The following is a 26,808-nucleotide window of genomic DNA, read 5'->3' on the forward strand; positions in this document are numbered from 1 at the left end:
CTATTGTAGGATGAATGAGGTGGTGTATACTTTTTCAACTTTTCCATCCTGCATTATACCGTTTAATTTTTCTTTTAACGTATTTTCTAACTTTGAAATACTATCTTTTTCCTTCAATTGGTCACTTTGCATTTGTGCCAGTTGTTGAATAATTAAGTTTTTCACTTGAAAATCTCTTTTTTCAAGTTCAGCTTTTGCATCATCACTTGAAGTTTGAATTTTATAAGAGATTTTTATATAATCACCATTTTTTAAGTTCGTTGTGATTTCTGGAACATCAACTGAAGTTTTAATAATTTCATCAATTGTTGGTTCTCCACTAGCAGGTTTTACATTTACTTTATTAATAATAATGACAGTAACTGTTCCAATAAGCGTAATCGCTAACAGAAGCACGATCATAATATTTACTAACTTATTTTTAAACAATGGACTACGCCTCCATTTTTTTATCAGTACCTAATAAATTAATTGTTTGGTAAAATGCAGTTACTAATTTGATTACTTCAGCTTCTGGTTCTTTTACAAAGAATTTATGACCATTCGTTAAAGTAATTGTCGTATCAGGGAAGGATTGTATTTCCTCGATATAAATTGCATTTAATGTAAATTTATTTCCGTTTAATTTTGTTAAGCTAATCATTTATAGTAGAGGATTAGGTTTTAGCATAATCCTCTTTCACCTACCTTAACGTTTTAAGTTTACAAGCTCTTCTAAGATTTGGTCTGAAGTCGTAATAATTCTGGAGTTCGCTTGGAATCCACGTTGTGCAACAATCATATCAGTGAATTCTTCAGATAAATCAACGTTTGACATTTCTAATGTACCTGCTTGTACTACCCCACGAGAATTACCTGGAGTTGAAACATTTGGAATACCAGAGTTATTACTTTCTTGGAATGTATTTCCACCTGCTTTAAGTAATCCACCTGGATTCGAGAATGTTGCCAAAGCAATTTGACCAAGCGTTTTTACTTGTCCATTAGAGAAAACACCCGTAATTTCACCTGACTGACCAAATGTAAAACTTGTTAATGACCCACCAGCTGATCCATCTTTTTCTTTTACTGATACAGAAGATGCTGCTGCAGTTTGAGTTAATCCAGAAAAATCAAGTGCTGCATTATTTAATGTAATAGGACTTGCAGGTGCAGGAGATGTAATTGTATAGTTACCTGCATTTCCAACTGGAACCGCTTTACCTGTCGCATCAAATCTTACAGTAAATAAAGGTGCTGCGTCAGTAACTGCATATCCTGCTGCAGTGGTATTTAAATCTACATTCCAATCAGTAGCATTTTGTTTCGTAAATACTACTGTAATTGGAATTTCATTACCTAGTGAATTTCTAACAGTCATATCCATTGAATACGATGTTCCGTTTGCGGCATTACTATCAAGATTACCAGCATATTTTGCAAATGTAGTAGCTTGTGGTAAAATCGTTGCATTTTTATCAATTGATAAATCAACTAATTTACTTGTATTAGGTAATCCTGTCGTTGGGTTCATTGCATATCCCTGTACTTTCAAACCATCTGAATTTACTAGATTCCCAACACTATCTATATCAAAGTTACCAGCACGTGAATAATATTGTTGGTTCCCATTCTTCACTACGAAGAAACCGTCACCATCTACACCTAAGTCTAGTAATCTACCAGTCGTTTGAAGACTTGAATTTGTCATAATCGTATCAATAGATGCTACAGCAGCACCTAGCCCGATTTGTTTCGCATTTGTACCACCGCGATTATTTTGTGCGCTACTTGCACCAGACATTGTTTGACTCGCAATATCCTTAAATGTTACTCGTCCTTTTTTAAATCCATAAGTATTTACGTTCGCGATGTTATTACCAATTACATCTAATTTTGTTTGGAAGTTTCTCATTCCACCAATTCCTGAGTACATTGAACGAAGCATTAATTTTTCCCCCTAAACTAAGTAACTTTCATACTATGAAATGTTTCATTTATTTCGTTGGTTCACTTACAGTATTTTCACTAATTTTCGAAATATATTCTGTATAAGTTGATTTGCCATTTGTTAATTGGACTAAGAAACCATCTTTATTTCGTTCTACGGATTTAACGATACCTTCTTCTACTGTCGTTGTTTTTCCATCCTCCGAAATTACAATATAGGATACTTTCTTACCGATTAATTCACTGAACTGAAGTAAGTTTGTTGACATATTTGATAAAAAGTTATTCAAGGATGTATTCATGTTCGTCATTTGTTCTAGTGAAGAAAAAGTTGCTAGTTGAGCAATGTAGTCTTTATCTTGCATTGGATTTAATGGATCCTGGTTTTTCATCTGCGCCATTAATAATTTAAGAAAATCATCTTTTCCTAGTTCACTGCCAGACTTTTTGCTTGTTTTCGAATCCGTTGAATTAATAGCATTTAATGCATCTAAAATTGTGCTCATGGGCTACAGACTCACTTTCAAGAACTCGTCTAAGAATGAAGAACCAACTTCTTCTTCTTTCTCAGGTTGGTTTGATTGTTTTTGTTGTTGATTTTGTTGCTTTTGATCGCGTTCACGATTCAAGTAAGATGAATTATCAGTTTGCAATGATTGATAAAGGTCTATCTTTTCTACTTGCAAATTGTTCATATGAAGCGCTTGCTTTAAACCATCCATGTTTGACTGTAATAATTCTTTCGCTTTCGCAGTTGATGCAATAATTGTTGCAGTCATACCATGTTCGTTTTTGACTAATTCAATCGAAATACGACCAAGTTGTTCTGGGAACAGTTTTATAAATATTTTTTGTTGACCCATTTCATTTGTAAAATTACTTTTCTGAATGATATTTTGAAAATCTCTTACAAATTGATTGGCCTCAGCTTTATTTGTTGTTTTTCCTATGAATAAAGCAAACTGTTTAACATTTTCACCAAATAATGATTGATTTGAAGATGAGAAATTTTGATTGTCCGTCTCGGAAGTATTTATTTTTGTCACTGAGACAGAATCTACTTCAACTTCTGCTGTATTAGAAATTGCTTGTTTTTCTAAATTAGCTTTTGAATCTATTAATTGTGAATTCGATACCATTTTCACGATTCTATCAGAAAAAATCTTGATTTGATCAGTTCCCAAACCATTATCTTCTAAAAATGCTCCTAATCCCGCTATCAATTTCTTTAATTCACTTTGAGAAATTTCAATGTTTGAGTTTTGAAGATGATCACCTAGTTTAGCTTCTGATTGAATCGTTTCCATTAACTTTGAAAGAATACTAGATAAAATTGTTGAAATACCTTTTAAATCGTTTATTTCTGTTGATTTTTTAATGTCCGTAGTAGATAGAATGGCATTCATAAAACCTTTTGAGTCTGTTAACAAAATCCCGTCTGATAAATTAAAAGTCGTATCATTAGTATTATTACTATTTGATGGATCTTGTATAGATGACTCAAGTTGTTTTTGAATCATTGACTGTAATAGTGTTAATAAATCAACCATACCATTCAAATTTTCTTTATCAGAGTCACTACTATCTTCTATTTTTTCAAGTGTATCTTCAATAAGCTTTTCTAGTTTTTTTATATCAGAATTTTCTTCGATATGTTTTACTAGTTTACGATTATTTTCATTCGGTTGAACCGTCTGAAGAGATTGTGAATCCTTCATAACTTTATCAAAAGATTTATTATTCTTCTGAAAATATGAAGATTTTGATTTCAATGGCTGCACCATATTGAATAATTGATTTTTTTCAATCCCATTCATACTGTTCACCTCCCCCCACTTTCTGTTTTTTATCTGGAACTAGCTGTCATCATGGACGTAAATTTAGCAGCTTTTTTTACATCCATGTTTGCTAAAATTTCGGTTACAGCTTCGTTTTTAAGGTTTGAAAGAATATAAAATGCTTCATCATCTGTTACCGACTGTAAAATTTGAGCGGCTTGTTTTTCAGACATTTCCTCATAACTTGTAAATAGTTTTTTGGATAATGCCTTTTTCTCTTCCTCTGAATCGATGGTTGCTGTATTTCTTTCTTCTAAATCCTTGATCTGTTGTCTTAACTTTTCAGCTTCAATTCGTAAACTGTTAATATGTTGATCTTTTTCTTTCGACTGACTTTTCAATGTTTTTAACTCTTCTTCAGCTCTTTTATTCGTTTCTGTAAGCTTTGCAAGCTTATTTTTGATTTTCTCATCTTCTGATAAGGGAGACTCACTTTTTACATATGATTCAATAATAGGAATATGTGAAGCGATCTTCCTTGCCTCTTTCGGTACATCTACGCCAGCAACATTTAATATAATCACTGCAATTGTGACAGTAAAAAGTATTGGAATCAAAAAGACAAAAATAAAATATTGAAAAGCGCTGTATTCTTTTTCATTCGTCTCAATCTGCATATTCATCACCTATAAGTTTCGATTTACAAATTGTTGAAGAGATAGGTCATCCATGAGTTTAGACTCTAAATTAAGTAAATTTGCATATTGAAGTTTAAATGCTTTTTCCTTCATCTTTTCAAATTTCTTCACTTCTACATTTTGATCGAGTAATTCTTCTTGTTTTGTAAGCATTATATTTCTAGTTTGCATTACATCAATTTGAGCTTTTGATATGTCTCTTTCTATTGCGTCTCTAAAAAGTTGTTGTTGCTTTATTCCAATGATTGAAAGCCCTGAATTTAATTCTTGTTCTGTGTGTTCATCAAACATTTCTTTTTTTCTTAGTAACTCATATAATTTAGTGGCTTCTTTCTCAAACGATTTAACAGCAACTTCATAGCTCATTTGAACATGTTCTTTTTCTTTTTGTTTAATTGTTAATATTTTTTCAAATCGAAATGGTATTGCCATTATTGATCACCCTTACTAACAATTGAATTTAACAGTTCTACGGTTTCTTCAGCTGAAAAATTTTCATGAACAGATTGTTTAAAAAAATCTACAAGTTTTGGATAATAATATATTGCTTCATCGATTTCTAAGCTTGTTCCTCGCTTATAGGCACCGATATTGATTAAATCCTCTGAATTTAAATAAGTTGCTAATATTGTTCGAACTCTATCAGCTAGCTTCATATTTTCATTCGGAACGACTGCTGGCATTACCCTACTTACACTTTTAAGAACATTGATTGCTGGAAATTGACCTTTATTTGCTAATTCACGATCTAATACAATATGACCGTCTAATATACCGCGGACTGTATCTGAAATTGGTTCATTTAAATCATCTCCATCAACTAGTACCGTGTAGAATGCACTAATTGTGCCATGCTCGCTTGTACCGGTTCTTTCAAGTAATTTAGGTAAAATCGCAAAAACAGAAGGTGTATATCCCTTTGTTGTTGGCGGTTCTCCTGTAGCTAAACCGATTTCTCGTTGAGCCATTGCAACACGCGTAACGCTATCCATCATAAACATGACATTTAAGCCACGATCTCGAAAATATTCAGCGATTGCAGTTGCAGTAAAAGCTCCTTTTAGCCTCATTAAAGCTGGTTGATCAGAAGTAGCTACAACTACGATTGATTTTGCCAAACCTTCAGGACCTAGATCTCTTTCAATAAATTCTCGAACCTCTCTACCACGTTCTCCAATTAATGCAATTACATTTAGATCTGCCGTCGCGTTTCTAGCAATCATCCCCATTAATGTACTTTTACCAACACCACTACCTGCGAAAATACCGATTCTTTGACCGTTTCCAACACTTAGCATGCTATCGATTATTTTCACACCAACTTCAACTTGCTCCGAAATTGGAGGCCTCTTCATTGGATTTGGAGGTTCATTTTCAGTAGGTACAGGTCTTAATCCTTTTGGTAAGCTTGAACCATCTAGTGGTTCTCCTAATGCATTAACAACTTGTCCTATTAATGAATTACCAACTTTCACTTGAAGTGATTTTCCTGTTGTTTCAACAATGCAACCTGGTGAAATATCATGTACATTTGTAAATGGCATAAGTAAGACGTTTTCATCATTAAATCCTACTACTTCTGCAAATACTTTCTTCTTTTGATTTTTATCAAGAAAGATGTAACATAAATCGCCAATTGAAGCTTTCGGACCTTTTGATTCAATCATCAATCCTATTACTCGAAGTACCTTACCGTACCTTCTATATGAGTCAATTGAAGGAAGCTGCTGGATCACTCTAGTTAGTTGCATCTACTTCCTCCTGACTTAGTTCTAAAAGTTTCCTAGATATTTCACTTAATTGAACATCTACACTTGCATCAATTCTTCCAAACGAAGAATCTATTACACAGCTACCCATTGATAATGTTTCATCTGGATAAATAAATAACTTTGATTCATTTAGTAATATTTTTTCTAATTCAACGCGTTGCGTAACTAATAAATCATATTGTGAAGGATGAATTGTTAATCGAATATCCTTCTCTTCTCTGATTTCATGTAATACCTTTTTAACAATTGGTATTAGATGCTCCTGATTTTGATCAATTTCATGTAATAAGATATGTTCTGAAACAGCTAATCCAAGCTTTAAAATCGCATCTTCACTTTCTTCGATTCTGTTTATATAATCAACTTTAGAAGCTTCAACTACTTCTTTTGCTTCATTTAATAAACTTTCATATTCATAAAGTGCAATTTGTCGGCCTTCTTCTTTACCAAGTGCAATTCCTTCTTCTTTTGCGACTTGAATCAAGTTGTTTTTTTCTTCGAACCAAAGCTGCTTCATTTGGTCAATTTCTAATTGAGCATCTCTTTTTTGCATCTCAATTTCTTGTTTAACAAGTTCCAATTTATTTTGATATTCTTCAAGCTCTTCTCTAATATTTAGAAGTTGCTCGTTATCATTTTCATACTCTAACAGATCCTCCGCATGCTGAAATACTCGTTGGATTCCGATTGTTTTTACAGGAGTAGATTCATTTTGCAATTGCTGTCTTTTAATTAAATTAGACAATGATATCCTCTCCTCCGCCTCTAGCAACTACGATAATGCCTGATTCTTCTAATCGACGAATAGTTGATACGATACGAGTCTGAGCTTCCTCTACATCACGTAAACGAACCGGTCCAAGATACTCCATTTCTTCCATAAATGTTTCTGCCATTCGATTTGACATATTCTTGAAGATAACGTTTTTAACTTCTTCACTCGCAACTTTAAGTGCAAGCATAAGGTCTTCATTATCAACATCTCGAATAACACGTTGAATTGAACGATTATCAAGTGTAACAATATCTTCAAATACAAACATTCTCTTTTTAATTTCTTCTGCCAATTCAGGATCCTGTATTTCAAGTGCTTCTAGAATTGTTCGTTCTGTGCTTCGGTCAACACCATTTAACACATCAACTACTGTTTCTATACCACCAGTTTGTGTATAATCTTGTGTCACACTAGTTGATAGTTTTCTTTCTAAAAGCTGTTCTACTTCATTGATGATTTCTGGTGACGTACTATCCATAAGTGCAATTCTTTTCGCAATATCAGCCTGCATATCTTGTGGTAATTCAGAAAGGATTTGACCAGCCTGAATTGAATCAAGATAAGATAAGATTAATGCGATTGTTTGAGGATGCTCATTTTGAATAAAATTTAATATTTGTGATGGATCTGCTTTTCTAGCAAAATCAAATGGTTTAACATGTAATGAAGATGTCAATCTATTAATGATTGTTTGAGCTTGATCTCCACCTAATGCTTTTTCCAAAATTGTTTTTGCATAGCCTATTCCACCTTGTGTGATATATTCTTGCGCTAATGCGATTTGGTGAAATTCTTCTATGATACCTTCTTTTTCTTTCGCTTCTACCTTACGAACACCTGAAATTTCAAGTGTTAATCTTTCAATTTCTTCCTCAGATAAATGCTTGTAAACTTGTGCAGATACATCCGGACCAAGAGAAATAAGAAGAATAGCAGCCTTTTGTTTTCCACTTAACTCTGTTGATTTATCCTTTTTTGCCATTGTTCTCCTCCTAGTCCTCTGAAATCCAGCTTCTTAATAATTTTGCAAACTCTTCTGGCTTTTCTTTCGCCATCTTTTCTAATTGCTTTCTTCTTACAGTTCCATCTGTTTCAGTTTCTTCATTTATGTCTGGTACATCAATAATTGTAGATGCTAAATCCTCTACAGTAATTTCTTCTTGACGTCGTTTACGAAGTAATAAGAATACTAGAATGATAATAACCAACAATAATGCGCCGCCTGCGATATACATCCATAATGGAATTGTTGTATTCGTAGTAGTTAAGGCCGCATTATTTCCTTTAAATTGTGAAACTGAGACTGCAACTTTTTCTGCTACTTGATCTTGCGTTAACTCAACTCCATCTTTGTTGTATCCTTTATCGATTGATGTTTTTACAATTGTTCCAAGCATTTGTTTGATTTCATCAATTGTTTGCTGTGGTAGTGAGTTCACATCTTTTGGATTAGGTGGTTCAACAGCAAGTTGAATACTTAAATCTCTAATTCGATATGGTGCATCAACGATTTCATTTTTAATTCGGTTTACATCATAGTTAATTCTTTCTTCTTCTTTTGTATAATCTCCATTACTTGAACTATTTGAACCTTGATAGCTAGCAATATCTTCATCACCAGTTCCGGCCACTCCACCATCAGTTGGCTTCGAGCCTGCATAAGCTTCTTTTATTTTTTCTGAGCTTACGGCAATTCCTTGGATATTTTCTTTATCAACAGGTTCTACTAATTCTTGGTTACTTTTCTTTTGGCTAAAATCGATATCAGCAGTTACACCAACAGCAACTTTATCAGGACCCATCATTTTACCAAGCAATTGTTGTACTTGAAGCTGAATATCTTTTTCAACATTATTTTTAATATTTTCTTGTGATGCAATATCAGTACCAAGTTCTGAATTTTCATCTTCATCTTTTATGTCAAAACTATCAAAAAATTGGTTTGTAATGACGATATTAGAAATAGGTAAGTTAGGAACACTTTTTGAAACTAAATGATAAAGTGCAGTTTTTTGTTCTTGATTAAACTTATAACCAGGTTCTGTTTCTAATACGATTGAAGCGGACGCCTCTCCAGCCTCATCTGTGACCCACACACTCTTTTCTGGAAGATTAATCATTACTTTCGCGTTATTAATTCCATCTATTTCTTTCATTAAATTAGCAAGTTCATTTTGCATAGCTTCTAGCTTTACAACATTAAACTCATTTTCAGTCATGCTGAAATTGGAATTACTTCCAAAAAACTCATAATCGATTGTACCTGAATCTGGAATACCTTTTGATGCAAGGTCTACCTTCAGCTCATCAACTACTGTATCTGGCACAAAAATTGTTTGACCATTATCCTTAATTTCAGATGTGATACCCTTTGCATCTAGCGTCTCTTTTATTTGCCCTGTTTCAGAAGGGGAAAGATTACTATATAAAGGAACTAAATTTTCTTTTGTAAAAAAATAAGTACTTGCTGCTAATATAACTACTATTAGGACTGGGAGCCCAATTAAGAATGATTTTTGTTTTAACGTTCGATTCGTCCAAAAATTCTTTATTCGAGCGACCCATCCTTTCACCTTTTCGTTCATTACAATCCCCCAGATGTTATTCAAAATATGAAAAACATTATATATATATTTTTAAATTTCTTAAATTGGTTTTCTCATTACATTTGCATTCTCATCATTTCTTGATATGCATCAATAACTTTATTTCGAATTTCCATCGTAGTTTGTAACATAATACTTGATTTCTCAGATGCGATCATGACATTGTGCAAATCAACGTTTTCGCCTCTTACTAATTTATTTGTTAAGTCACTTGAAGCAAGACCTGCCTCGTTTACTTCATTAATAGAATCTTTTAAAAAACCTGCAAATTTAGATTGTATTTCACCTGATGTACTAACAGCATTTGTTGGTTTTAGAGGCTGTATATTAAACGAATGAATCTGATTAATTTGTGTCATCTAATGTCCCTACCTTTATTTTCCAATTTCTAAAGCCTTTGTTAAAAGCCCTTTCGATGCATTTAAAACAGTAACATTCGCTTCATATGATCTTGTTGCACTCATTAAATCTACCATTTCCTTTAACGGATCTACATTTGGCATTTGTACGTATCCATTCTCATCAGCATCAGGGTGTTCAGGATTATATACTAATTTAAAAGGTGACTGATCCTCTGATATTTTAGTTACTTTAACACCGCTCCCAGCACTATTATTTGATTGTACTGTGTCATTAAAAATACTTGCAAAACTACCACTACCGTTACTAGATGAGATTTCAACCATTTTTCTTCTATACGGTTGCCAAACGCCATCTACCATTTTTGATCTGGTAGTTTCTGAATTTGCCATATTGGATGAAACTACATCCATTCGTAATCTTTGCATTGTAAGAGCAGAAGCTGAAATATTAATACTATTAAAAATACTCAAAACCTATTTACCCCCTCTAATGACACTCTTCAATGTGTTGAACTGTCCGTTAATTCGATCAACTAAAGCTTGGTTATAAATCTGATTTTCCGCTAATTGCGCCATTTCAGTATCTAAATCTACATTGTTTCCATTATGTAAATAAGAAGTATCACTTTTTTCAACAATTGAATTACCTGATGCTTGTCCATATTTAAAATCAAAGTGTTTACTATTCGTTTTAATTGCCCTAAAGTTCGCATTCATTTCATTTTCAAGAACAGTCTTAAAAGATACATCTTTTGCTTTGTAATTTGGCGTATCTGCATTTGCTATATTTTGAGAAATCGCCTTTTGCTTTTGTACTGAATAATCAAGACCTCTTTCTAATGCAGTGATTGTACTAGAAAATAATTTCATATGTCCTCCTCTATCTATCAAAAACGTCTTAATCTTACAAAAATCAACATTTTATATCTAATATATTAATATTTCGACAATATGTTCCAATCTACTACGTAATAAATTATAACTATGTATGTCTTGCATGGAAACTGTATATTTTCACATATTACAAATAGGTATATTGGACTAAAATATTGAACGAATTGAAGTCATATTGTTAATTCGTATGAAATATTTTCTATAAAATATGACAAATTATTTCATATTTGAAACATTACTTTAATAATCATACTATATATTACCAAGAAACAACCTAATTTGGTATACGTTTCGCAATAATTTAAATATTTTGTCTAAAAATATCACTGGAAATTCTTCAATTTTATACAAATTTATGGATAAATTAAACATAACTTTATAAATTTGACAAAAAGTTTACAAAAAAAAACCTTATCCAGATGGATAAGGTTTCTTTTATATCATTTATTAGTTTGATTTTAATTTTTCTAATTCTACTAAGAATTTATCATTAAGTACTTTAATATAAGTACCTTTCATACCAAGTGAACGTGATTCAATAACACCAGCACTCTCTAATTTACGTAAAGCATTAACGATCACTGATCTAGTAATACCTACACGGTCAGCAATTTTACTTGCTACTAATAGACCTTCATAACCGTTTAACTCTTCGAAAATATGTTCAATAGCTTCTAACTCACTGTAAGATAGTGATGAAATCGCCATTTGTACAACTGCTTTACTTCTTGCTTCTTCTTCGATTTCTTCAGCTTTTTCACGAAGAATCTCCATACCAACTACTGTTGCACCATACTCTGCTAGAATTAGATCATCATTTTCAAATTCATGGTTAATACGTGCAAGTACTAGTGTACCTAAACGCTCACCACCACCGATAATAGGAACGATCGTTGTTAATCCTCCAGCAAATAATTCTTTATTTTCAACTGGGAAAGCAGTGTATTCACTGTCAATATCAAGGTTTGAAGATGTTTCGTTAATATTAAAAAGACTTTGAGTGTATTCTTCAGGGAATTGACGATCACTAAACATTTTTTGCATACGCTCATTTTCAATCTTTTGGTGTAGACCGTATCCTAATAACTTCCCTTTACGGCTTAATACAAATACATTTGATTCAATTACTTCTTCTAAAGTATCAGCCATTTCTTTAAAGTTTACTGGCTTACCTGCTGATTGTTGTAATAACTTATTTATTTTTCTCGTTTTGTCTAATAATTGCATCTTTCTAAATGCCTCCTATTTAATTGTACGTTTCCTATAAGATAAATTGACTAATATCTTTATCTCTTGCTATATTTGCGAGTTTTTCATTTACGTATTGCGGAGTAATAAGAATAGTACCCATTTGGATTTCTGACGCCTCAAATGATAAGTCTTCTAGAAGCTTTTCCATAATTGTATGAAGTCTTCTAGCACCTATATTATCAGTAGATTGATTTACTTCAAACGCTATTTCTGCGATTCTACGTATAGCATCGTCAGAAAATTCGATTTGTATACCTTCTGTAGACAATAAAGCTTTATATTGTTTAATAATTGAAAAATCTGGCTCAACTAATATACGTACAAAGTCTTCAACTGATAGTTTTCCTAGTTCAACTCGAATTGGAAATCGTCCTTGTAATTCTGGTATTAAATCTGAAGGCTTTGAAATATGGAAAGCACCAGCTGCAATAAACAAGATATGGTCTGTCTTGACTGGGCCATATTTTGTAACGACAGTGCTTCCTTCTACAATTGGTAATATGTCTCTTTGAACGCCTTCTCTTGATACATCTTGCGTACTACTATTTTGTTTACTTGCAATTTTATCAATTTCATCTATAAAAATAATGCCTAATTGCTCCGCTTTAAAAACCGCTTCTTGAGTAACTTCATCCATATCTATTAATTTCTGAGCTTCCTCATTCGTAAGAATTTTACGAGCCTCTTTTACGGGAAGCTTTCTTTTTTTCGTTTTCTTTGGAAATAAACCACCTAATGATTCTTGAAAGTTCATTCCCATTTGTTCCATTCCGGTTCCTTGCATAAAATCTAACATTGGTGCTTGTTGTTGTTCTACTTCAATGGATACAAGCTCATCTTCTAGTTTTCCAGATAATAGTTGAAATTCTATATTTCTTCTCTTTGATGTTATTTCTGTATCATTCTCATCTTGCTCTGAATCTGAGTTTTGCGAATCCTGATTAAAAAGCATCTCAAGTGGATTTTTAAACGATGATTGTTTTTTTATACTTGGGACAAGAATTTTAACTAACCTTTGATTTGCGTTTTTTTCAGCTTGTTCTTTCACCTTATTCATTCGATCTTCTTTTACAATACGAATGGCAGTTTGAACTAAATCTCGAACCATAGATTCGACATCTCTTCCAACATAACCAACTTCTGTAAACTTCGTCGCTTCTACTTTAATAAAAGGCGCACCAACAAGTTTTGCCATTCTTCTAGCAATTTCTGTTTTACCTACTCCTGTTGGTCCAATCATTAAAATATTTTTAGGTGAAATTTCTTCACGGAAAGAATCTTCTAGTAGACTTCTACGATAACGATTTCTGAGTGCAATTGCTACTGCCTTTTTCGCTTGATGTTGGCCAACAATGTATTGATCAAGTTTTTCAACAATTTGACGCGGCGTGAAAGAAGTACTCATTAAACACTCTCCTATTCTAATTCTTCTAAAATTATATTTCCGTTTGTATAAACACAAATATCACTTGCAGTTTTTAAACTTGCATAAGCTATTTGTTTAGCTGTAAGATTATCTCCGGCGTTTTCTTTTAATGCTCTACCAGCAGCTAATGCATAGTTGCCTCCAGAGCCAATCGCAAGAATTCCATCATCAGGCTCAATTACTTCTCCAGTTCCTGAAATTAATAATAATGAGTTATGGTCCATTACGATCAGCAATGCTTCAAGTTTATGTAGTACTCGATCTGTACGCCATTTTTTGGCTAATTCAACTGCTGCTCGTTGAATATTTCCATTATATTCGACGAGTTTGCCTTCAAATAACTCAAAAAGTGTAAACGCATCGGCAACAGAACCTGCAAATCCAGCAAGAACCTTTCCATTAAAAAGTTTCCTAACCTTCCTAGCAGTGTGCTTCATTACGACTGCATTTCCAAATGTAACTTGACCGTCACCTGCCATTGCACTTTTACCATTGTGTTGTATCGCGAATATCGTTGTAGCGTGAAAATTGGACATTTAAATCCTCCTTAGAAATACCGATTTCTAAAATTGAGCATGTTTTAAGCTCTAGGATGATGTAGATTGTATACTTTTTGTAATCTTTCCTTCGTAACATGTGTATAGATTTGTGTTGAAGATAAATTCTCATGTCCTAACAGTTCTTGAACACTACGAATATCTGCTCCACTATCTAACATATGTGTTGCAAAAGTATGTCTTAACATATGTGGATGAATCTTGTTTGTTAACGAAGTTTCTTTGATCATCTTTTCTAAAATAACTCTTACTCCTCTTGGCGTAAGATTCTTTCCACGATGATTCAAAAAAAGATCATCATTATTTTGCTGATTAGCTACTATCAGTTTATTTCTGCCATCTTCTATATATGTATGAAGCGCTTTTTCTGCAAAACTACCAAATGGAACATATCGTTGCTTATTACCTTTGCCAGTAACTAAAATTGTTCCAATATGAAAATCAATGTCTTTTAATTTCAAACTACAGCATTCGCTTACTCGGATTCCAGTAGCATATAGCAATTCTAATAGAGCTTGATTTCGTTGACCAAGCTCATGTTCTAGATTGCTAATCGTAAATAGTTTTTCAAGTTCTTCTTTATATAAAAATCTAGGGATCATAGTTTCTTTTTTAGGAAGCGATGCTAAAATAAATGGGTTTTCTTTCGCTTCGTTTTCACGCATTAGAAAACGATAGAAACTTCTTAAACAAGAAATATGCTTAGAAACTGTACGTCTTGATAACTGTTTATCATGTAAAGTCGTTAAATAAAGACGAACATCAAAATATGTAACTGAAGAAAATGAAGAAATGGATTGTTGCTCCATAAAAACTAGAAATTGTTCAATAATTTTTTGATAACTATTTAATGTGTATTGTGAAGAGTTTTTCTCTAATTGTAAATACTGAATGAATAATTGACACAATATTTTAATATTCAAGGTAATTTCTCCTCACAAGCCACTACATACTAACATAGATAGTAGCTATTTGCAATTTATTTTCTCAACATTCCACAAAATTCATAATTGATTCTAATGCTCTATTTGCATATGCTTCATATCGTTCTTGTTTTCTCTTAATTTTTTCCTCTAATCTTGGGAAAAGTCCAAAATTAGCATTCATTGGTTGGAAGTGTTTTGCACTAGTTGTCGTAATATAATTTGCCATACTACCAATAGCTGTTTCCGCTGGGAACTGTACTAATTCCTTACCTAAAACTAATCTAGCAGCATTTATTCCAGCAACTAATCCTGAAGCAGCAGATTCAACATATCCTTCTACCCCAGTCATTTGGCCTGCAAAGAACAAATCGTCTCTACCTTTGAATCTATAAGTAGCTTCTAATAGCTTTGGAGAATTGATAAATGTATTACGATGCATTACCCCGTAACGAACAATCTCTGCGTTTTCCAATCCTGGGATCAATTGAATCACTTCTTTTTGTGGTCCCCATTTTAAATGTGTTTGGAATCCTACTATATTATATAAAGTTCCTGCACTGTCGTCTTGACGTAGTTGAACAACAGCATAAGGTATTTTACCTGTCTTTGGATCTTCTAAACCCACTGGCTTCATTGGACCAAATAATAATGTTTGTTTCCCTCTATTTGCCATTACTTCTACCGGCATACATCCTTCAAAGAATATCTCTTTTTCAAATTCTTTTAATGGCACTGTCTCAGCAGTCGTTAAAGCTTCGTAAAAACGATCAAATTCTTCTTCTGTCATTGGACAATTTAAGTAAGCAGCCTCACCTTTATCATATCTTGATTTTAAATAAACCTTATTTAAATCAATACTTTCTTTTTCAATAATAGGTGCTGCAGCATCATAAAAGTAAAAATAATCTTCGCCAGTTAAATCTTTTAGCTTTTGAGAAAGCTCAGGTGAAGTTAATGGGCCTGTCGCAATGATTGTTGGTCCTTCTGGAATTTCTGTCATCTCTTCATTATGTACTACTACATTTGGATGATTTTTCACATATTCAGTTACCTTACTAGCAAATTCATGACGATCAACGGCAAGAGCGCCTCCAGCAGGTACAGCACATTCATCTGCAGAACGAATAATGACTGAATCTAGTCTTCTCATTTCCTCTTTTAAGACACCTACAGCATTCGTTAATGTATTTGCTCTAAGTGAGTTACTACAAACTAACTCAGCAAACTTATCTGTATGATGGGCAGGTGTTTGTCGTACCGGTCTCATTTCATATAAATGAACTTTAATTCCTCTTTTTGCAATTTGATATGCAGCTTCACTTCCTGCTAAACCTGCACCTATTACGTTAATAAATTGTTCCATTGATAACTCCTTCTACGTTGTATCCTACTATACGTATTTATTTTATTGTTAGTTTCTTAATTTTAGTTTTTAAAAAAGTGAAATGAAAAGGAAAAGTGAGCAAAAAAATTGCTCACACTTGTTGATCCTCTTTGTAGTCGCATGATACACATTGAACTTGTATACCTTTTTTCATTTTCTTTTCTACTAATAAGTTTTCACATTTTGGACATGGTCTTGCAATCGGTTTATCCCACGATAAGAAATCACATTCAGGATAATTGTTACATCCATAGAAAATACGATTTTTCTTTGATTTACGTTCAATGATTCTACCATCTTTACAATTAGGACAGTTTACATCTATTTCCTTCACGATTGCTTTTGTGTTTCGACAATCTGGGAAGTTTGAACACGCCATGAATTTTCCATATCGTCCCATTTTAAATACCATTGGGCTTCCACATAATTCACAATCTTCTCCAGCCGGCTCATCTTTAATTTCTACCTTTTGCATTTCTTTTTCAGCGATCACTAAATGCTTTTCGAATCCTTGATAAAAATTATCGATAATTTGAATCCAATTTATATTACCGTCTTCAATTTTATCTAGGTCGCCTTCCATTTGCACAGTAAACTCGATATTAATCACTTCTGGGAAAAATTCCAATACTAGATCAAACACTATTTGTCCAAGCTCAGTCGGTACAAATCGCTTATTGTCTAAAGAAACATAACCACGCTTCTGAATTGTTTCTAGTGTAGGTACATAAGTTGATGGTCTCCCAATACCTAGCTCTTCTAAAGTTTTAACTAATCTAGCCTCTGTATATCTTGGTGGTGGTTGTGTAAAGTGCTGCTCAGGTAGGATCTCTTCAAGTTGAACTGTTTCACCTTCCTTTAATGGAGGTAAAATACGATCCTTTTCCTCTGTACCATCATCATTACTTTCAATATACACCTTCATAAATCCAGGAAACTTTACAACTGAACCGTTTGCTCTAAATTGAACATCATTATTGATTAAGTCCACTTTAACAGTATCTAATATAGCTGATGCCATTTGACTTGCAATAAATCGTTCCCAAATCAATTTATAAAGTCGATATTGATCGCGACTTACATGTGCTTTAATCGTATCTGGTGTACGTAAAGTAGAAGTTGGACGAATTGCTTCGTGAGCATCTTGAACTTTATCAGATTTTTTTTCACTTTTTTTATTAGTCGCTATGTAGTCTGCACCATAAGTATCTTTAATATATGACTTTGCTTCCTCAGCAGCCACATCTGAGATTCTAGTAGAATCTGTTCTCATATATGTAATTAAACCGACTTGCCCGCCACTACCTAACGAAATACCTTCATATAATTGCTGGGCAATCATCATCGTCTTTTTTGCTCGCATATTTAATTTTCGAGCAGCCTCTTGTTGAAGTAATGATGTCGTAAAAGCAGTTGCTGGATTTCTTTTACGTTCTTTTCTTGTCACACTTTGAACTGTAAAATCATTTCCATCTATTTGTGATAATACGTTATTTACATCATTTTCAGAGCTTAACTCAAGTTTCTTTCCATTGATTCCATAGAAAAATGTATCAAATGTATTTTTCTTTGAAATTGCTTTACTTTTAATCGACCAATATTCTTCTGGTTGGAAAACAGTGATTTCCTTTTCGCGCTCTATGATTAGTCTTAATGCAACTGATTGAACACGGCCAGCACTTAATCCTTTTTTTACTTTTTTCCATAATAAAGGACTAATATTGTATCCTACTAAGCGATCAAGAACTCGTCTTGCTTGCTGCGCATCTACTAAATTCATATTGATTGGTCTTGGTTTTTTAAAAGATTCTTTAATTGCTTCTTTTGTAATCTCATTAAAAACAACTCTACAATCTGAAGTTATATCAATGTTTAATGTATTCGCAATATGCCAAGCAATTGCTTCTCCTTCGCGGTCTGGATCGGCTGCAAGATAGATTTTTTTAGCTTTTTTAGCTGCTGATCTTAAATCTTTCAATACAGGTCCTTTTCCACGTATTGTAATATACTTTGGGTTGTAATCGTTTTCTATTTCAATCCCCATTTGACTTTTTGGTAAGTCTCGAACATGTCCCATTGATGCGATTACTTTAAATTTCTTACCTAAATATTTTTCAATGGTTTTAGCCTTTGAAGGGGACTCCACTATAACTAAGTTTTCTGCCATTTTTTAAGCCTCCTGAGAGTTGCGGTTTTCAAAACTCTCTGTATTCCTGTTTCTATCTTTTATCTTTAAGAAGTATTTAAAGACTTTCATTATAAGAAGAGTTCAATTTGTTTTTTGATTTTCCTTCATACAATTTCAAATTGTATAGTTTTATCTATACATTAGTCAAATTAATTTTAGTTATAAAATAACATAAGTCGCAATAGTATTGTCAATTTTTTGCAATCTAAACTTATTATTTTATTTTTTCGTAAATTCTATAAATTCTTCTAATATATCTTTTGATGAAGTAATTAACTTCGCTCCTTCTTGTATTAGACGATGGTTACCTTTATATTCTTCCATTATAATCGGACCTGGTATTGCAAATACCTCTCTTCCATAATCTAATGCAAAATTTGCTGTGATCATCGTACCACTTCTTTCATTTGCTTCTAGTATGATTAACCCTTTTGAAAGTCCTGCAATGATTCTATTTCTTCTTGGAAAATACCGTTTTTCGGGTTTTATATAATGAGGGTACTCGCTAATCAGTAAATGGTTTTTCGGAATTTCTTGATATAAATCCAGATTTTCCTTTGGATATGTAAAATCCAGTCCACTTCCAATAACACCAATAGTCTTTCCATCATGATGAATTGTAGAACGATGGGCAATTGCATCACAGCCAAGAGCTAAACCACTTACAATAACCCATTGATCACTAATCAGTTCCTTTATAATTGAATCGCAATTGATTTTTGCCAAATTGGAAGGCTTTCTTGAGCCAATTATACTAATCAGTTTTTTTGTTTTTAATAGATTATGATTCCCAATACAATATAGAACAAATGGAGGATCATGTATTTCCTTTAAATAGATAGGATATATATCACTATTTATTGTAATCATTTTAATATTTTTTTTAGAAAGATTCTCTAAAATGTCATAAATAGAATTAGAATGAAGTTGTTGATAAAGTTTTTCGGAAGCTCTTTTGGACATTCGAAAAGTAGTGCTCAAATAAGATGGGGTATATTGATAGAGGTTTTTTAATTGTGGATCAAACTGGAGGATTCTTTTCATTGCATGATAATCATCAAATAAAAAAGTATGTAAGTGAATTAATCTTTGTTCTTTACTCATTCCTTCTCCTTTCTTGATATGAAAGTAGCCCCCATATGGAGGCTACTTCATTTTACATCTTATACTAAAGCTTCATGTGTCTTACATTGTTCATATAAGCCACGCTCTTTTAATACACCGATTAATGTTTCACCCATTACAGCTGGTGTAACTGCTACTTTAATGCCACAGCTTTCCATTGTAGCCATTTTTTCTTTCGCAGTACCTTTACCACCTGCAATGATTGCTCCAGCATGGCCCATACGTTTACCTTCTGGTGCAGTTTGACCACCGATGAATCCAACTACTGGTTTTGTCATATTAGCTTGAACCCACTCAGCAGCCTCTTCTTCAGCCGTTCCACCGATTTCACCAATCATAATAACAGCGTATGTTTCTGGATCTTCATTAAATGCTTTTAAAACATCGATGAAGTTTGTGCCATTTACTGGGTCTCCACCAATACCTACAGCTGTAGATTGACCAATACCAGCTTGAGTTAATTGATGAACAGCTTCATATGTTAACGTACCAGAACGCGATACGATTCCAACATGACCTTTTTTATGAATATAACCTGGCATGATACCAATTTTACACTCATCAGGCGTAATAACACCTGGGCAGTTTGGCCCAACTAATCTAGTCTTTTTGCCTTCCATGTACTTTTTAACATTTACCATATCAAGTACTGGAATACCTTCAGTAATACAAATAGCGATATTTAATTCTGCATCAACAGCTTCCATAATTGCGTCAGCTGCGAATGCTGGTGGTACGTAGATTACTGATGCTGTTGCACCAGTTGCATCTACTGCATCTTTAACTGTATTAAATACAGGTACGCCTGCGATATCAGTTCCACCTTTACCAGGAGTTACACCGCCAACAATTTTAGTACCATACTCTAACATTTGAGTTGTATGGAATAAGCCTTGTGAACCAGTAATACCTTGTACAATGACTTTAGTATCTTTATTAATAAATACGCTCATTTTTATCCTCCCTTTCTTACCCTTTAGCTTAACCTACAAGTGCAACGATTTTTTCAGCGCCGTCAGCCATTGAATCAGCTGCAACAATGTTTAAGCCAGACTCATTAAGAATCTTCTTACCTAATTCAACATTTGTTCCTTCTAAACGAACAACTAGTGGTAAGTGTAGGCCAACTTGTTTAGTAGCTTCTACAACACCTTCTGCAATAACGTCACACTTCATGATGCCACCGAAAATGTTAACGAAAATACCTTTAACATTTTGATCAGAAAGGATGATTTTAAATGCTTCAGTTACTTTCTCAGCAGTTGCACCGCCCCCCACATCAAGGAAGTTAGCCGGATCTCCACCGTAATGTTTAATGATATCCATCGTTGCCATAGCAAGTCCAGCACCATTTACCATACATCCGATATTTCCATATAGAGAAATATAGTTTAAATCGAATTTAGAAGCTTCGATCTCTTTTGGATCTTCTTCTTCAAGGTCGCGATAAGCTAAAATATCTGCATGACGATATAAAGCATTTGAATCAAAGTTTAACTTTGCATCTAATGCCATTACTTCTCCATCACCAGTAACTACTAATGGATTAATTTCAGCGATTGAGCAATCTTTTTCAACAAACGCTTTATATAAGCCCATCATGAACTTAACAGCTTTGTTTACAAGATTACTTGGGATATTGATATTGAACGCAATACGACGTGCTTGGAAGCCTTGTAGACCTACTGCAGGATCAATATACTCTTTAAAGATTTTTTCAGGTGTTTTTTCAGCTACTTCTTCAATTTCAGTTCCACCTTCTTCAGAAGCCATTAATACAACTTGTGAAGTAGCGCGGTCTAAAACTAAACCAACATAATATTCTTTTTTAATATCGCAGCCTTCTTCGATAAGTAAGCGCTTTACTTCCTTACCTTCTGGTCCTGTTTGATGAGTAACTAATACTTTGCCTAGAATTTCACTAGCATATGTATTTACTTCATCTAAATTTTTTGCTACTTTTACGCCACCCGCTTTACCGCGGCCACCAGCGTGAATTTGAGCTTTAACTACACATACAGCTGTACCTAATTCTTTTGCTGCTTCTACTGCTTCTTCAACTGTGAAAGCAACTTTACCATTTGGTACTTTTACGCCATAGCTTCGTAGGATTTCTTTCCCTTGATACTCATGGATATTCATGATCCATCCTCCCCTTTTAGAACAAGACAAATTAAAACACATACCTATTGTATCTCTTACAGAATATACTGTAAATACTTTAGTAGAAAACAAAAAAATATTATGCATTTTTATAAAGAAAACCCTTTCATCAAGATTTCATGAAAGAGTTTTATCATATTACAATATTATTATATGTTCTTTTTCAAAAGCTATTTGTTCATTAAAAATAAAGTTGATTCGATCGTAAGATTTATGACTCCCTTTGAAATTAGTAGAGATTCATACAAAGTCATTTTTATGTGAATGGAATCTCACCGTGTTTTTTCTGCTTTAAATGCAATTAAACGGAACAATTAATTCATGGTGCTATTCCCTATTTATTTTTTAATTGCTGATCTGCACGATAGATAAAAGCAAATAGTTCTGCAACAACACTATATAAATCTTCTGGGATTGTTTGATTGATTTCTAATTGGCTTAATACCTCCACTAACGAGGGATCCTCTTGAATTGGAACACCAAATTCTTTTGCTTTTGAAAGAATTTCATCTGCAATAACCCCTTTACCTTTTGCAACAAGTTTTGGGGCTGAATCAAGTTCGGTATTATATTTTAAGGCAATTGCTTCTTTTCTCTTTTCTTGATTATTTTTCATATTAGTAAATCGACCCCTGTGTACTCACGACTAGAAAGTAAACTATTATTAAATTTTAATTCTTTCATTTTTTGTTCACGTTCATTATTAAACGGTAAACATTTAATCATCGATAATTGAAAATCATGCTTAGCTAAACTCTCTTTTATCAATGGTTGAGTTGATGAGATCATGGCATTTAAAGCTGTATTATTATTAAAAATCGTGACATTTACGACTCGATTTTGGATTGATACATCTACCATCGTTTCTTTCAGTGTTTCAAGTTCTAAGAAAAATAAAATGTGACAATGATTTGATTGAATTTCCTTAGAATTTGAAGAGCTTTCTTTTCCAGTCCATTGAATTGTTAAATCGGTTGACCAATTATTTAAAAAGAGCGGTATTACAGTAGAATAGTTATACTCTGGTCCATTTTGATGAATCATTGTTATTTGACCAGCTGTAATTTTCGTAATTAATTGCTCTATTGGATGCTTTAATCCCTCAGGTAGATTACTATTTAATGCTTTTAAAGCAATTTCTTTTAAAGTAGGAAATTGTTCATTCATTATTGCTTTATTTAATGATGACAAGTCACTTATTTTACTTTCAGTATTAAAACCAACTAAATCTTGATGATTTTTAATTTGTTTTGTTATTTGATCTGCATTAACAACGCTATTTTTTATCTTATCATTAATTAACAGTTGGAAAAGTTCATTTACCGGATCTGATGTACTTGAATTCACTCCATTAAATAATTGGTTTTGCAAAAATAACTTTGTTAATTGATTAGATTTTCCATCCTCGTTAATTGTTGATAACACCCGTGTTAAAAACGCTATTTTTTCTTCAGAATGAATTGGGTCATTAGAAATATGTTTCGTCATAAAAGTGTCGATTTTATTTTTTATATCATTTATTTCTGTTTTACCAAGTGGTAATAAAGAGTTAGATGGAAGTTGTTGATCATCTAGTAAACTAGTTTCTTCTAATTGAAACAGTTGGTTCGCTAGATTTAAAGGTACTCTTGTCAACTCAGTTTTTACTGAGCTAAACTCTGGTAAGTCACTTAATATATTCAAAATTGCCTTACTAACTGTTGGAGAATGTTCTGCAAGCTTGAATACATTTTGAAACACTTCTTGTCCAAAAAACTTTGATTGACTTATTTCCTTCGAAGTAAATTGTTTATTCCATGTATTAACTAAGTTTGTATCGTCATTTGAATCTGTTATTATTTGCATTCCTAATTGTAATTGTTCTTGTTGAAAGTCAGTAATAATACTATTATTTTTCAATAAATTAATCATAGAATGTAACTGTTTACCTACATTCGTATTGGTTAATTCTTTGGGCAAGTTTTCTATTGTTGAAAAAATCTTGGCTAATTCGGTCTCTGAGCTAGTTATCAAGCTTTGTAATAAAGTTCCATTAATCGGGTAATTCTTTTTCATTAAAAAAGAAAGAGAATCTAATACTAGTTGTTTATTAGGTGATTTTAACAATTGATTCATTACTTCTAGCACTTCGCTCTTAGTGATTGCACGTTCACTTTGTAAAAATAATTTAATTACCGCTTCTGAATCTTTCGTCACCGGTATATCTAATTCTTTTAAAATTTGAGCAGAGTTCTTTTGATCATTTTGTTTAATTTCACTAATTACTTTTAATTCGACTTTACCATCTTTAAAGTCTTTTACCTCAAAATAAAACTTACCTTTTGATAATGCTTCTTCTACAACTGTTGCTGTAATGATTTTCCCATTAATAATAATTCTTGCAGTACCATCTTCTTCTAGCTCATTTACTTTCCCGACAACAATTTGTCCTTCTTTTAATTCAGTGTTAGGTATAAAATATTTTGCATTTGTCGCCAGTACGGTTGAAATACCTGCATTTTGCATATTGTATCAATCCTTTACCTTCCCTTAATAGGTGCAAATGATTTCCGATGCTCATGAATAATCCCAAATTGCTCAATCGCTTCAAGATGTTCTTTCGTTCCATACCCCATATGCTTTTCAAATCCATAATGAGGATGCTCTTTCCCAAGTTCGACCATTAGTGAATCTCTAGTTTCTTTGGCTAATACGGACGCTGCTGCGATACTAATACTTGTTGCATCACCCTTGATGATTGATGTCTGTGAAATTTCCATTGGTAGTTTCATCGCATCAATTAATAAATGTTCAGGAATTTTGTGTAATTGTTCAATTGCTCGTTTCATGGCAAGCTTTGTTGCTTCATATATATTCAGTTCATCAATTTCAACCGAACTCGCCATACCGATTCCATATGAAATGGCTTCGCTTTTTATCCTCTCAACAAAATATTGTCTTTTTTCTTTTGACAATTTTTTAGAATCATCTAATCCAATTAGCTCATTTTCTTGATCTAAAATGACAGCAGCCGCTACAACTGGACCAGCTAACGGACCTCTTCCAACCTCGTCGACTCCAGCGATTAATGTGATGTTTTGTCCGTAAAGATTTTTTTCATATTCCATCATCTTATGAAACTTTGCACGTGCCATTTCTATTTTTTCTTGTTCACGATACCATTTTGCTATTAACTTTTGAACACCAATGCGTTGATCATTTTTTAATTCAATGAAAACATCACTTTTTTCATCAGTTAAGTCACTTAATATCTCTTTTATTTGTTCAATTGTCTGTGTCATCCCCTGTTACTCCTTATAAACTATATCGGTTAAATCTCCTCAAATTTCATTAAAAAAGAAGAAAGTACGCCTATTCTTGCGCACTTTCTTCTAATATTTTGTCATCCTCACGATGCATTGCTGGATTTTCAAACGAAAGTCTACCTAATTTTCCCGCTCTTAACTCTCGTAGGAATAAATCAGATGTTTTATCGTAGTCTATAAAACCACCAGACATTAGTAATCCACGTTTTCTTCCAATATGATCAAAAATCGGAACGACATCTTCTGAAAATAATATGTCTTCACTCATATCATATCGTTCTTTTAATACATTTGGATAATACTCTCTTAAATACTTTATTGCATATACCATTACTTCTTGTAAATTGATAATACTGTCTTTAATCGCACCTGTAGTAGCTAAACGTAGTCCAACTAATTGATCCTCGAATTTAGGCCAAAGAATTCCTGGCGTATCCAATAATTCTATTTCCTTACCTACTTTAATCCATTGTTGAGCCTGAGTTACACCAGGACGATCACCTGTTTTTGCGATATTTTTACGAGCTAACTTATTTATTAAAGTTGATTTCCCTACATTTGGAATTCCAACAATTAATGCTCTAATTGCTCTAGGCTTTATACCCTTTGCTCGCATCTTATCGAATTTCTCTTTTGTAAGTAATTGACACGAAGTAATAATTGCTTTTAATCCTTGACCGGATTGTGCATCTATCGCGATTGCCATAACACCTTGCTTTTCATAATGTGCTAACCAAGCTTGTGTTGTTCTTGGATCAGCTAAATCAGCTTTGTTCAGCAAGAGTAATCTAGGTTTATTTGAGATTATTTCATCAATCATAGGATTTCTTGAAGCCGCTGGTACCCTAGCATCCGCTAATTCTATTACAACGTCGATTACTGATAACTTTTCAGTAACCTGTCTTCTAGCTTTTGCCATATGGCCTGGAAACCATTGAATTGTCATGTTGCCACCTTCTTATACATTTAAATAATTTCGAATAGAACAGTTCAATTATTTTGCCATTTTTATTTCTGAAAACGGCCAAAATACAAAACTAGCTCGACCTAGTATTTCATCTTGATCTACTGTTCCAATAATACGACTATCTTTACTTAATCTTCTATTATCACCTAAAACAAACACTTCACCTTTTGGTACCGTCTTTTTACCAGTTATTTCTTCTAATTTGAAGTTTTCAGTTAGAGGACCATCTGTTGTTTCCTTTTTGTATTCGTTTAAATACGCCTCTTTATACGCTTTACCATTTACATATAAAACATCATTTTTATATTCAACTGTATCACCTGGTAAACCAATTACACGTTTAATATAATCTTTTTCCTTTGTTGCATGAAATACAACAATATCAAATCTTTCAGGCTCATGTAATTTATAAACGATTTTATTCACAATCATTCTACTTTGATCTTGCAGTGTTGGCATCATTGAAATTCCGTCTACAAGAACTGGAGTAAATAGGAATGTTCGAATACCTATTGCAAGTATAAGTGCAATAAAAATTGTTTTGATTAATTCCCAAATTCCGCCACCGTTGTTTTCCTTCAAACTAATCCCTCCAATTATAACAATACCAATTTCTAGGCATAAATATACAATTCATTTAACACTACTATGTATGTACTAATTTACGTTTTATTATATCATAACTACATTAATTAGAAAAAA

At 33.0% G+C, this 26,808-nt stretch carries 28 protein-coding genes; all 28 read right to left on the reverse strand.

All coding sequences use genetic code 11. The features are described from left to right. A complete protein-coding gene (gene fliL, locus CAB05_RS04135; protein WP_087998537.1) occupies positions 1-429 on the reverse strand; it encodes a flagellar basal body-associated protein FliL in 429 nt (142 codons plus the stop codon). Between the two features lie 4 nt (positions 430-433). Continuing rightward, positions 434-643: a flagellar FlbD family protein gene (locus CAB05_RS04140; RefSeq protein WP_087998538.1), complete on the reverse strand. Its 210-nt coding sequence runs from the start codon at positions 641-643 to the stop codon at positions 434-436. A 45-nt stretch (positions 644-688) separates the two neighbouring features. After that, positions 689-1,927, reverse strand: a complete 1,239-nt coding sequence (locus CAB05_RS04145) for a flagellar hook protein FlgE (RefSeq protein ID WP_087998539.1) — start codon at positions 1,925-1,927, stop codon at positions 689-691. Between the two features lie 49 nt (positions 1,928-1,976). Beyond that, positions 1,977-2,435: a flagellar hook assembly protein FlgD gene (gene flgD / locus CAB05_RS04150; protein WP_087998540.1), complete on the reverse strand. Its 459-nt coding sequence runs from the start codon at positions 2,433-2,435 to the stop codon at positions 1,977-1,979. Positions 2,436-2,438: 3 nt separating this feature from the next. Next, entirely contained in the window at positions 2,439-3,746 is a 1,308-nt protein-coding gene (locus tag CAB05_RS04155; protein ID WP_087998541.1) for a flagellar hook-length control protein FliK, read from the reverse strand. Between the two features lie 29 nt (positions 3,747-3,775). Further along, positions 3,776-4,390 carry a MotE family protein gene (locus tag CAB05_RS04160; protein WP_142283047.1) on the reverse strand — a complete coding sequence of 205 codons (615 nt, stop codon included), beginning with the start codon at positions 4,388-4,390 and terminating at the stop codon, positions 3,776-3,778. 3 nt (positions 4,391-4,393) lie between these two features. Beyond that, positions 4,394-4,837: a flagellar export protein FliJ gene (fliJ, locus tag CAB05_RS04165; protein ID WP_087998543.1), complete on the reverse strand. Its 444-nt coding sequence runs from the start codon at positions 4,835-4,837 to the stop codon at positions 4,394-4,396. Continuing rightward, positions 4,837-6,156, reverse strand: coding sequence for a flagellar protein export ATPase FliI (fliI, locus tag CAB05_RS04170; RefSeq protein WP_087998544.1), 1,320 nt, complete (start codon positions 6,154-6,156; stop codon positions 4,837-4,839). Before fliI ends, fliJ begins: the two co-directional genes overlap by 1 nt. Beyond that, entirely contained in the window at positions 6,143-6,922 is a 780-nt protein-coding gene (gene fliH, locus CAB05_RS04175; protein WP_158093170.1) for a flagellar assembly protein FliH, read from the reverse strand. The genes fliI and fliH overlap by 14 nt, the downstream gene beginning before the upstream one ends. Beyond that, positions 6,915-7,934: a flagellar motor switch protein FliG gene (fliG, locus tag CAB05_RS04180; protein WP_087998546.1), complete on the reverse strand. Its 1,020-nt coding sequence runs from the start codon at positions 7,932-7,934 to the stop codon at positions 6,915-6,917. The genes fliH and fliG overlap by 8 nt, the downstream gene beginning before the upstream one ends. Before the next feature lie 10 nt (positions 7,935-7,944). Next, positions 7,945-9,537: a flagellar basal-body MS-ring/collar protein FliF gene (gene fliF / locus CAB05_RS04185; protein WP_087998547.1), complete on the reverse strand. Its 1,593-nt coding sequence runs from the start codon at positions 9,535-9,537 to the stop codon at positions 7,945-7,947. 77 nt (positions 9,538-9,614) lie between these two features. Further along, positions 9,615-9,917: a flagellar hook-basal body complex protein FliE gene (fliE, locus tag CAB05_RS04190; protein ID WP_087998548.1), complete on the reverse strand. Its 303-nt coding sequence runs from the start codon at positions 9,915-9,917 to the stop codon at positions 9,615-9,617. Between the two features lie 15 nt (positions 9,918-9,932). Further along, on the reverse strand, positions 9,933-10,391 hold the full coding sequence (gene flgC, locus CAB05_RS04195) for a flagellar basal body rod protein FlgC (RefSeq protein ID WP_174567271.1): 459 nt from the start codon (positions 10,389-10,391) through the stop codon (positions 9,933-9,935). A 3-nt stretch (positions 10,392-10,394) separates the two neighbouring features. Continuing rightward, positions 10,395-10,790 (reverse strand): flagellar basal body rod protein FlgB, encoded by a 396-nt coding sequence (flgB, locus tag CAB05_RS04200; RefSeq protein ID WP_087998549.1) that lies wholly within the window; start codon positions 10,788-10,790, stop codon positions 10,395-10,397. 471 nt (positions 10,791-11,261) lie between these two features. Next, positions 11,262-12,041 carry a GTP-sensing pleiotropic transcriptional regulator CodY gene (gene codY, locus CAB05_RS04205; protein WP_087998550.1) on the reverse strand — a complete coding sequence of 260 codons (780 nt, stop codon included), beginning with the start codon at positions 12,039-12,041 and terminating at the stop codon, positions 11,262-11,264. A 34-nt stretch (positions 12,042-12,075) separates the two neighbouring features. Next, positions 12,076-13,470 (reverse strand): ATP-dependent protease ATPase subunit HslU, encoded by a 1,395-nt coding sequence (hslU, locus tag CAB05_RS04210; RefSeq protein WP_087998551.1) that lies wholly within the window; start codon positions 13,468-13,470, stop codon positions 12,076-12,078. 11 nt (positions 13,471-13,481) lie between these two features. Continuing rightward, a complete protein-coding gene (gene hslV / locus CAB05_RS04215; protein ID WP_087998552.1) occupies positions 13,482-14,027 on the reverse strand; it encodes an ATP-dependent protease subunit HslV in 546 nt (181 codons plus the stop codon). 44 nt (positions 14,028-14,071) lie between these two features. Next, positions 14,072-14,971, reverse strand: a complete 900-nt coding sequence (gene xerC, locus CAB05_RS04220) for a tyrosine recombinase XerC (RefSeq protein WP_087998553.1) — start codon at positions 14,969-14,971, stop codon at positions 14,072-14,074. A gap of 64 nt (positions 14,972-15,035) precedes the next feature. After that, positions 15,036-16,337, reverse strand: a complete 1,302-nt coding sequence (gene trmFO / locus CAB05_RS04225) for an FADH(2)-oxidizing methylenetetrahydrofolate--tRNA-(uracil(54)-C(5))-methyltransferase TrmFO (protein WP_087998554.1) — start codon at positions 16,335-16,337, stop codon at positions 15,036-15,038. Positions 16,338-16,449: 112 nt separating this feature from the next. Further along, positions 16,450-18,525, reverse strand: coding sequence for a type I DNA topoisomerase (topA, locus tag CAB05_RS04230; RefSeq protein ID WP_087998555.1), 2,076 nt, complete (start codon positions 18,523-18,525; stop codon positions 16,450-16,452). 240 nt (positions 18,526-18,765) lie between these two features. Then, positions 18,766-19,650, reverse strand: coding sequence for a DNA-processing protein DprA (gene dprA / locus CAB05_RS04235; RefSeq protein ID WP_087998556.1), 885 nt, complete (start codon positions 19,648-19,650; stop codon positions 18,766-18,768). Positions 19,651-19,709: 59 nt separating this feature from the next. Further along, positions 19,710-20,624 carry a succinate--CoA ligase subunit alpha gene (gene sucD / locus CAB05_RS04240; protein ID WP_087998557.1) on the reverse strand — a complete coding sequence of 305 codons (915 nt, stop codon included), beginning with the start codon at positions 20,622-20,624 and terminating at the stop codon, positions 19,710-19,712. 28 nt (positions 20,625-20,652) lie between these two features. Continuing rightward, entirely contained in the window at positions 20,653-21,813 is a 1,161-nt protein-coding gene (gene sucC / locus CAB05_RS04245; RefSeq protein ID WP_087998558.1) for an ADP-forming succinate--CoA ligase subunit beta, read from the reverse strand. A gap of 355 nt (positions 21,814-22,168) precedes the next feature. Further along, positions 22,169-22,450 (reverse strand): EscU/YscU/HrcU family type III secretion system export apparatus switch protein, encoded by a 282-nt coding sequence (locus CAB05_RS04250; RefSeq protein WP_087998559.1) that lies wholly within the window; start codon positions 22,448-22,450, stop codon positions 22,169-22,171. Beyond that, on the reverse strand, positions 22,447-24,339 hold the full coding sequence (locus CAB05_RS04255; protein WP_087998560.1) for a TP0910 N-terminal domain-containing protein: 1,893 nt from the start codon (positions 24,337-24,339) through the stop codon (positions 22,447-22,449). Before CAB05_RS04255 ends, CAB05_RS04250 begins: the two co-directional genes overlap by 4 nt. A 14-nt stretch (positions 24,340-24,353) precedes the next feature. Continuing rightward, a complete protein-coding gene (gene rnhB / locus CAB05_RS04260; protein WP_087998561.1) occupies positions 24,354-25,115 on the reverse strand; it encodes a ribonuclease HII in 762 nt (253 codons plus the stop codon). Between the two features lie 70 nt (positions 25,116-25,185). Then, on the reverse strand, positions 25,186-26,085 hold the full coding sequence (gene ylqF / locus CAB05_RS04265; protein WP_087998562.1) for a ribosome biogenesis GTPase YlqF: 900 nt from the start codon (positions 26,083-26,085) through the stop codon (positions 25,186-25,188). A gap of 48 nt (positions 26,086-26,133) precedes the next feature. Continuing rightward, positions 26,134-26,694: a signal peptidase I gene (gene lepB, locus CAB05_RS04270; RefSeq protein WP_087998563.1), complete on the reverse strand. Its 561-nt coding sequence runs from the start codon at positions 26,692-26,694 to the stop codon at positions 26,134-26,136. Positions 26,695-26,808 lie beyond the last annotated feature (114 nt).

Source organism: Gottfriedia solisilvae, from assembly GCF_002128405.1.
In the GTDB taxonomy this organism is placed as follows: domain Bacteria; phylum Bacillota; class Bacilli; order Bacillales; family Bacillaceae_G; genus Gottfriedia; species Gottfriedia solisilvae.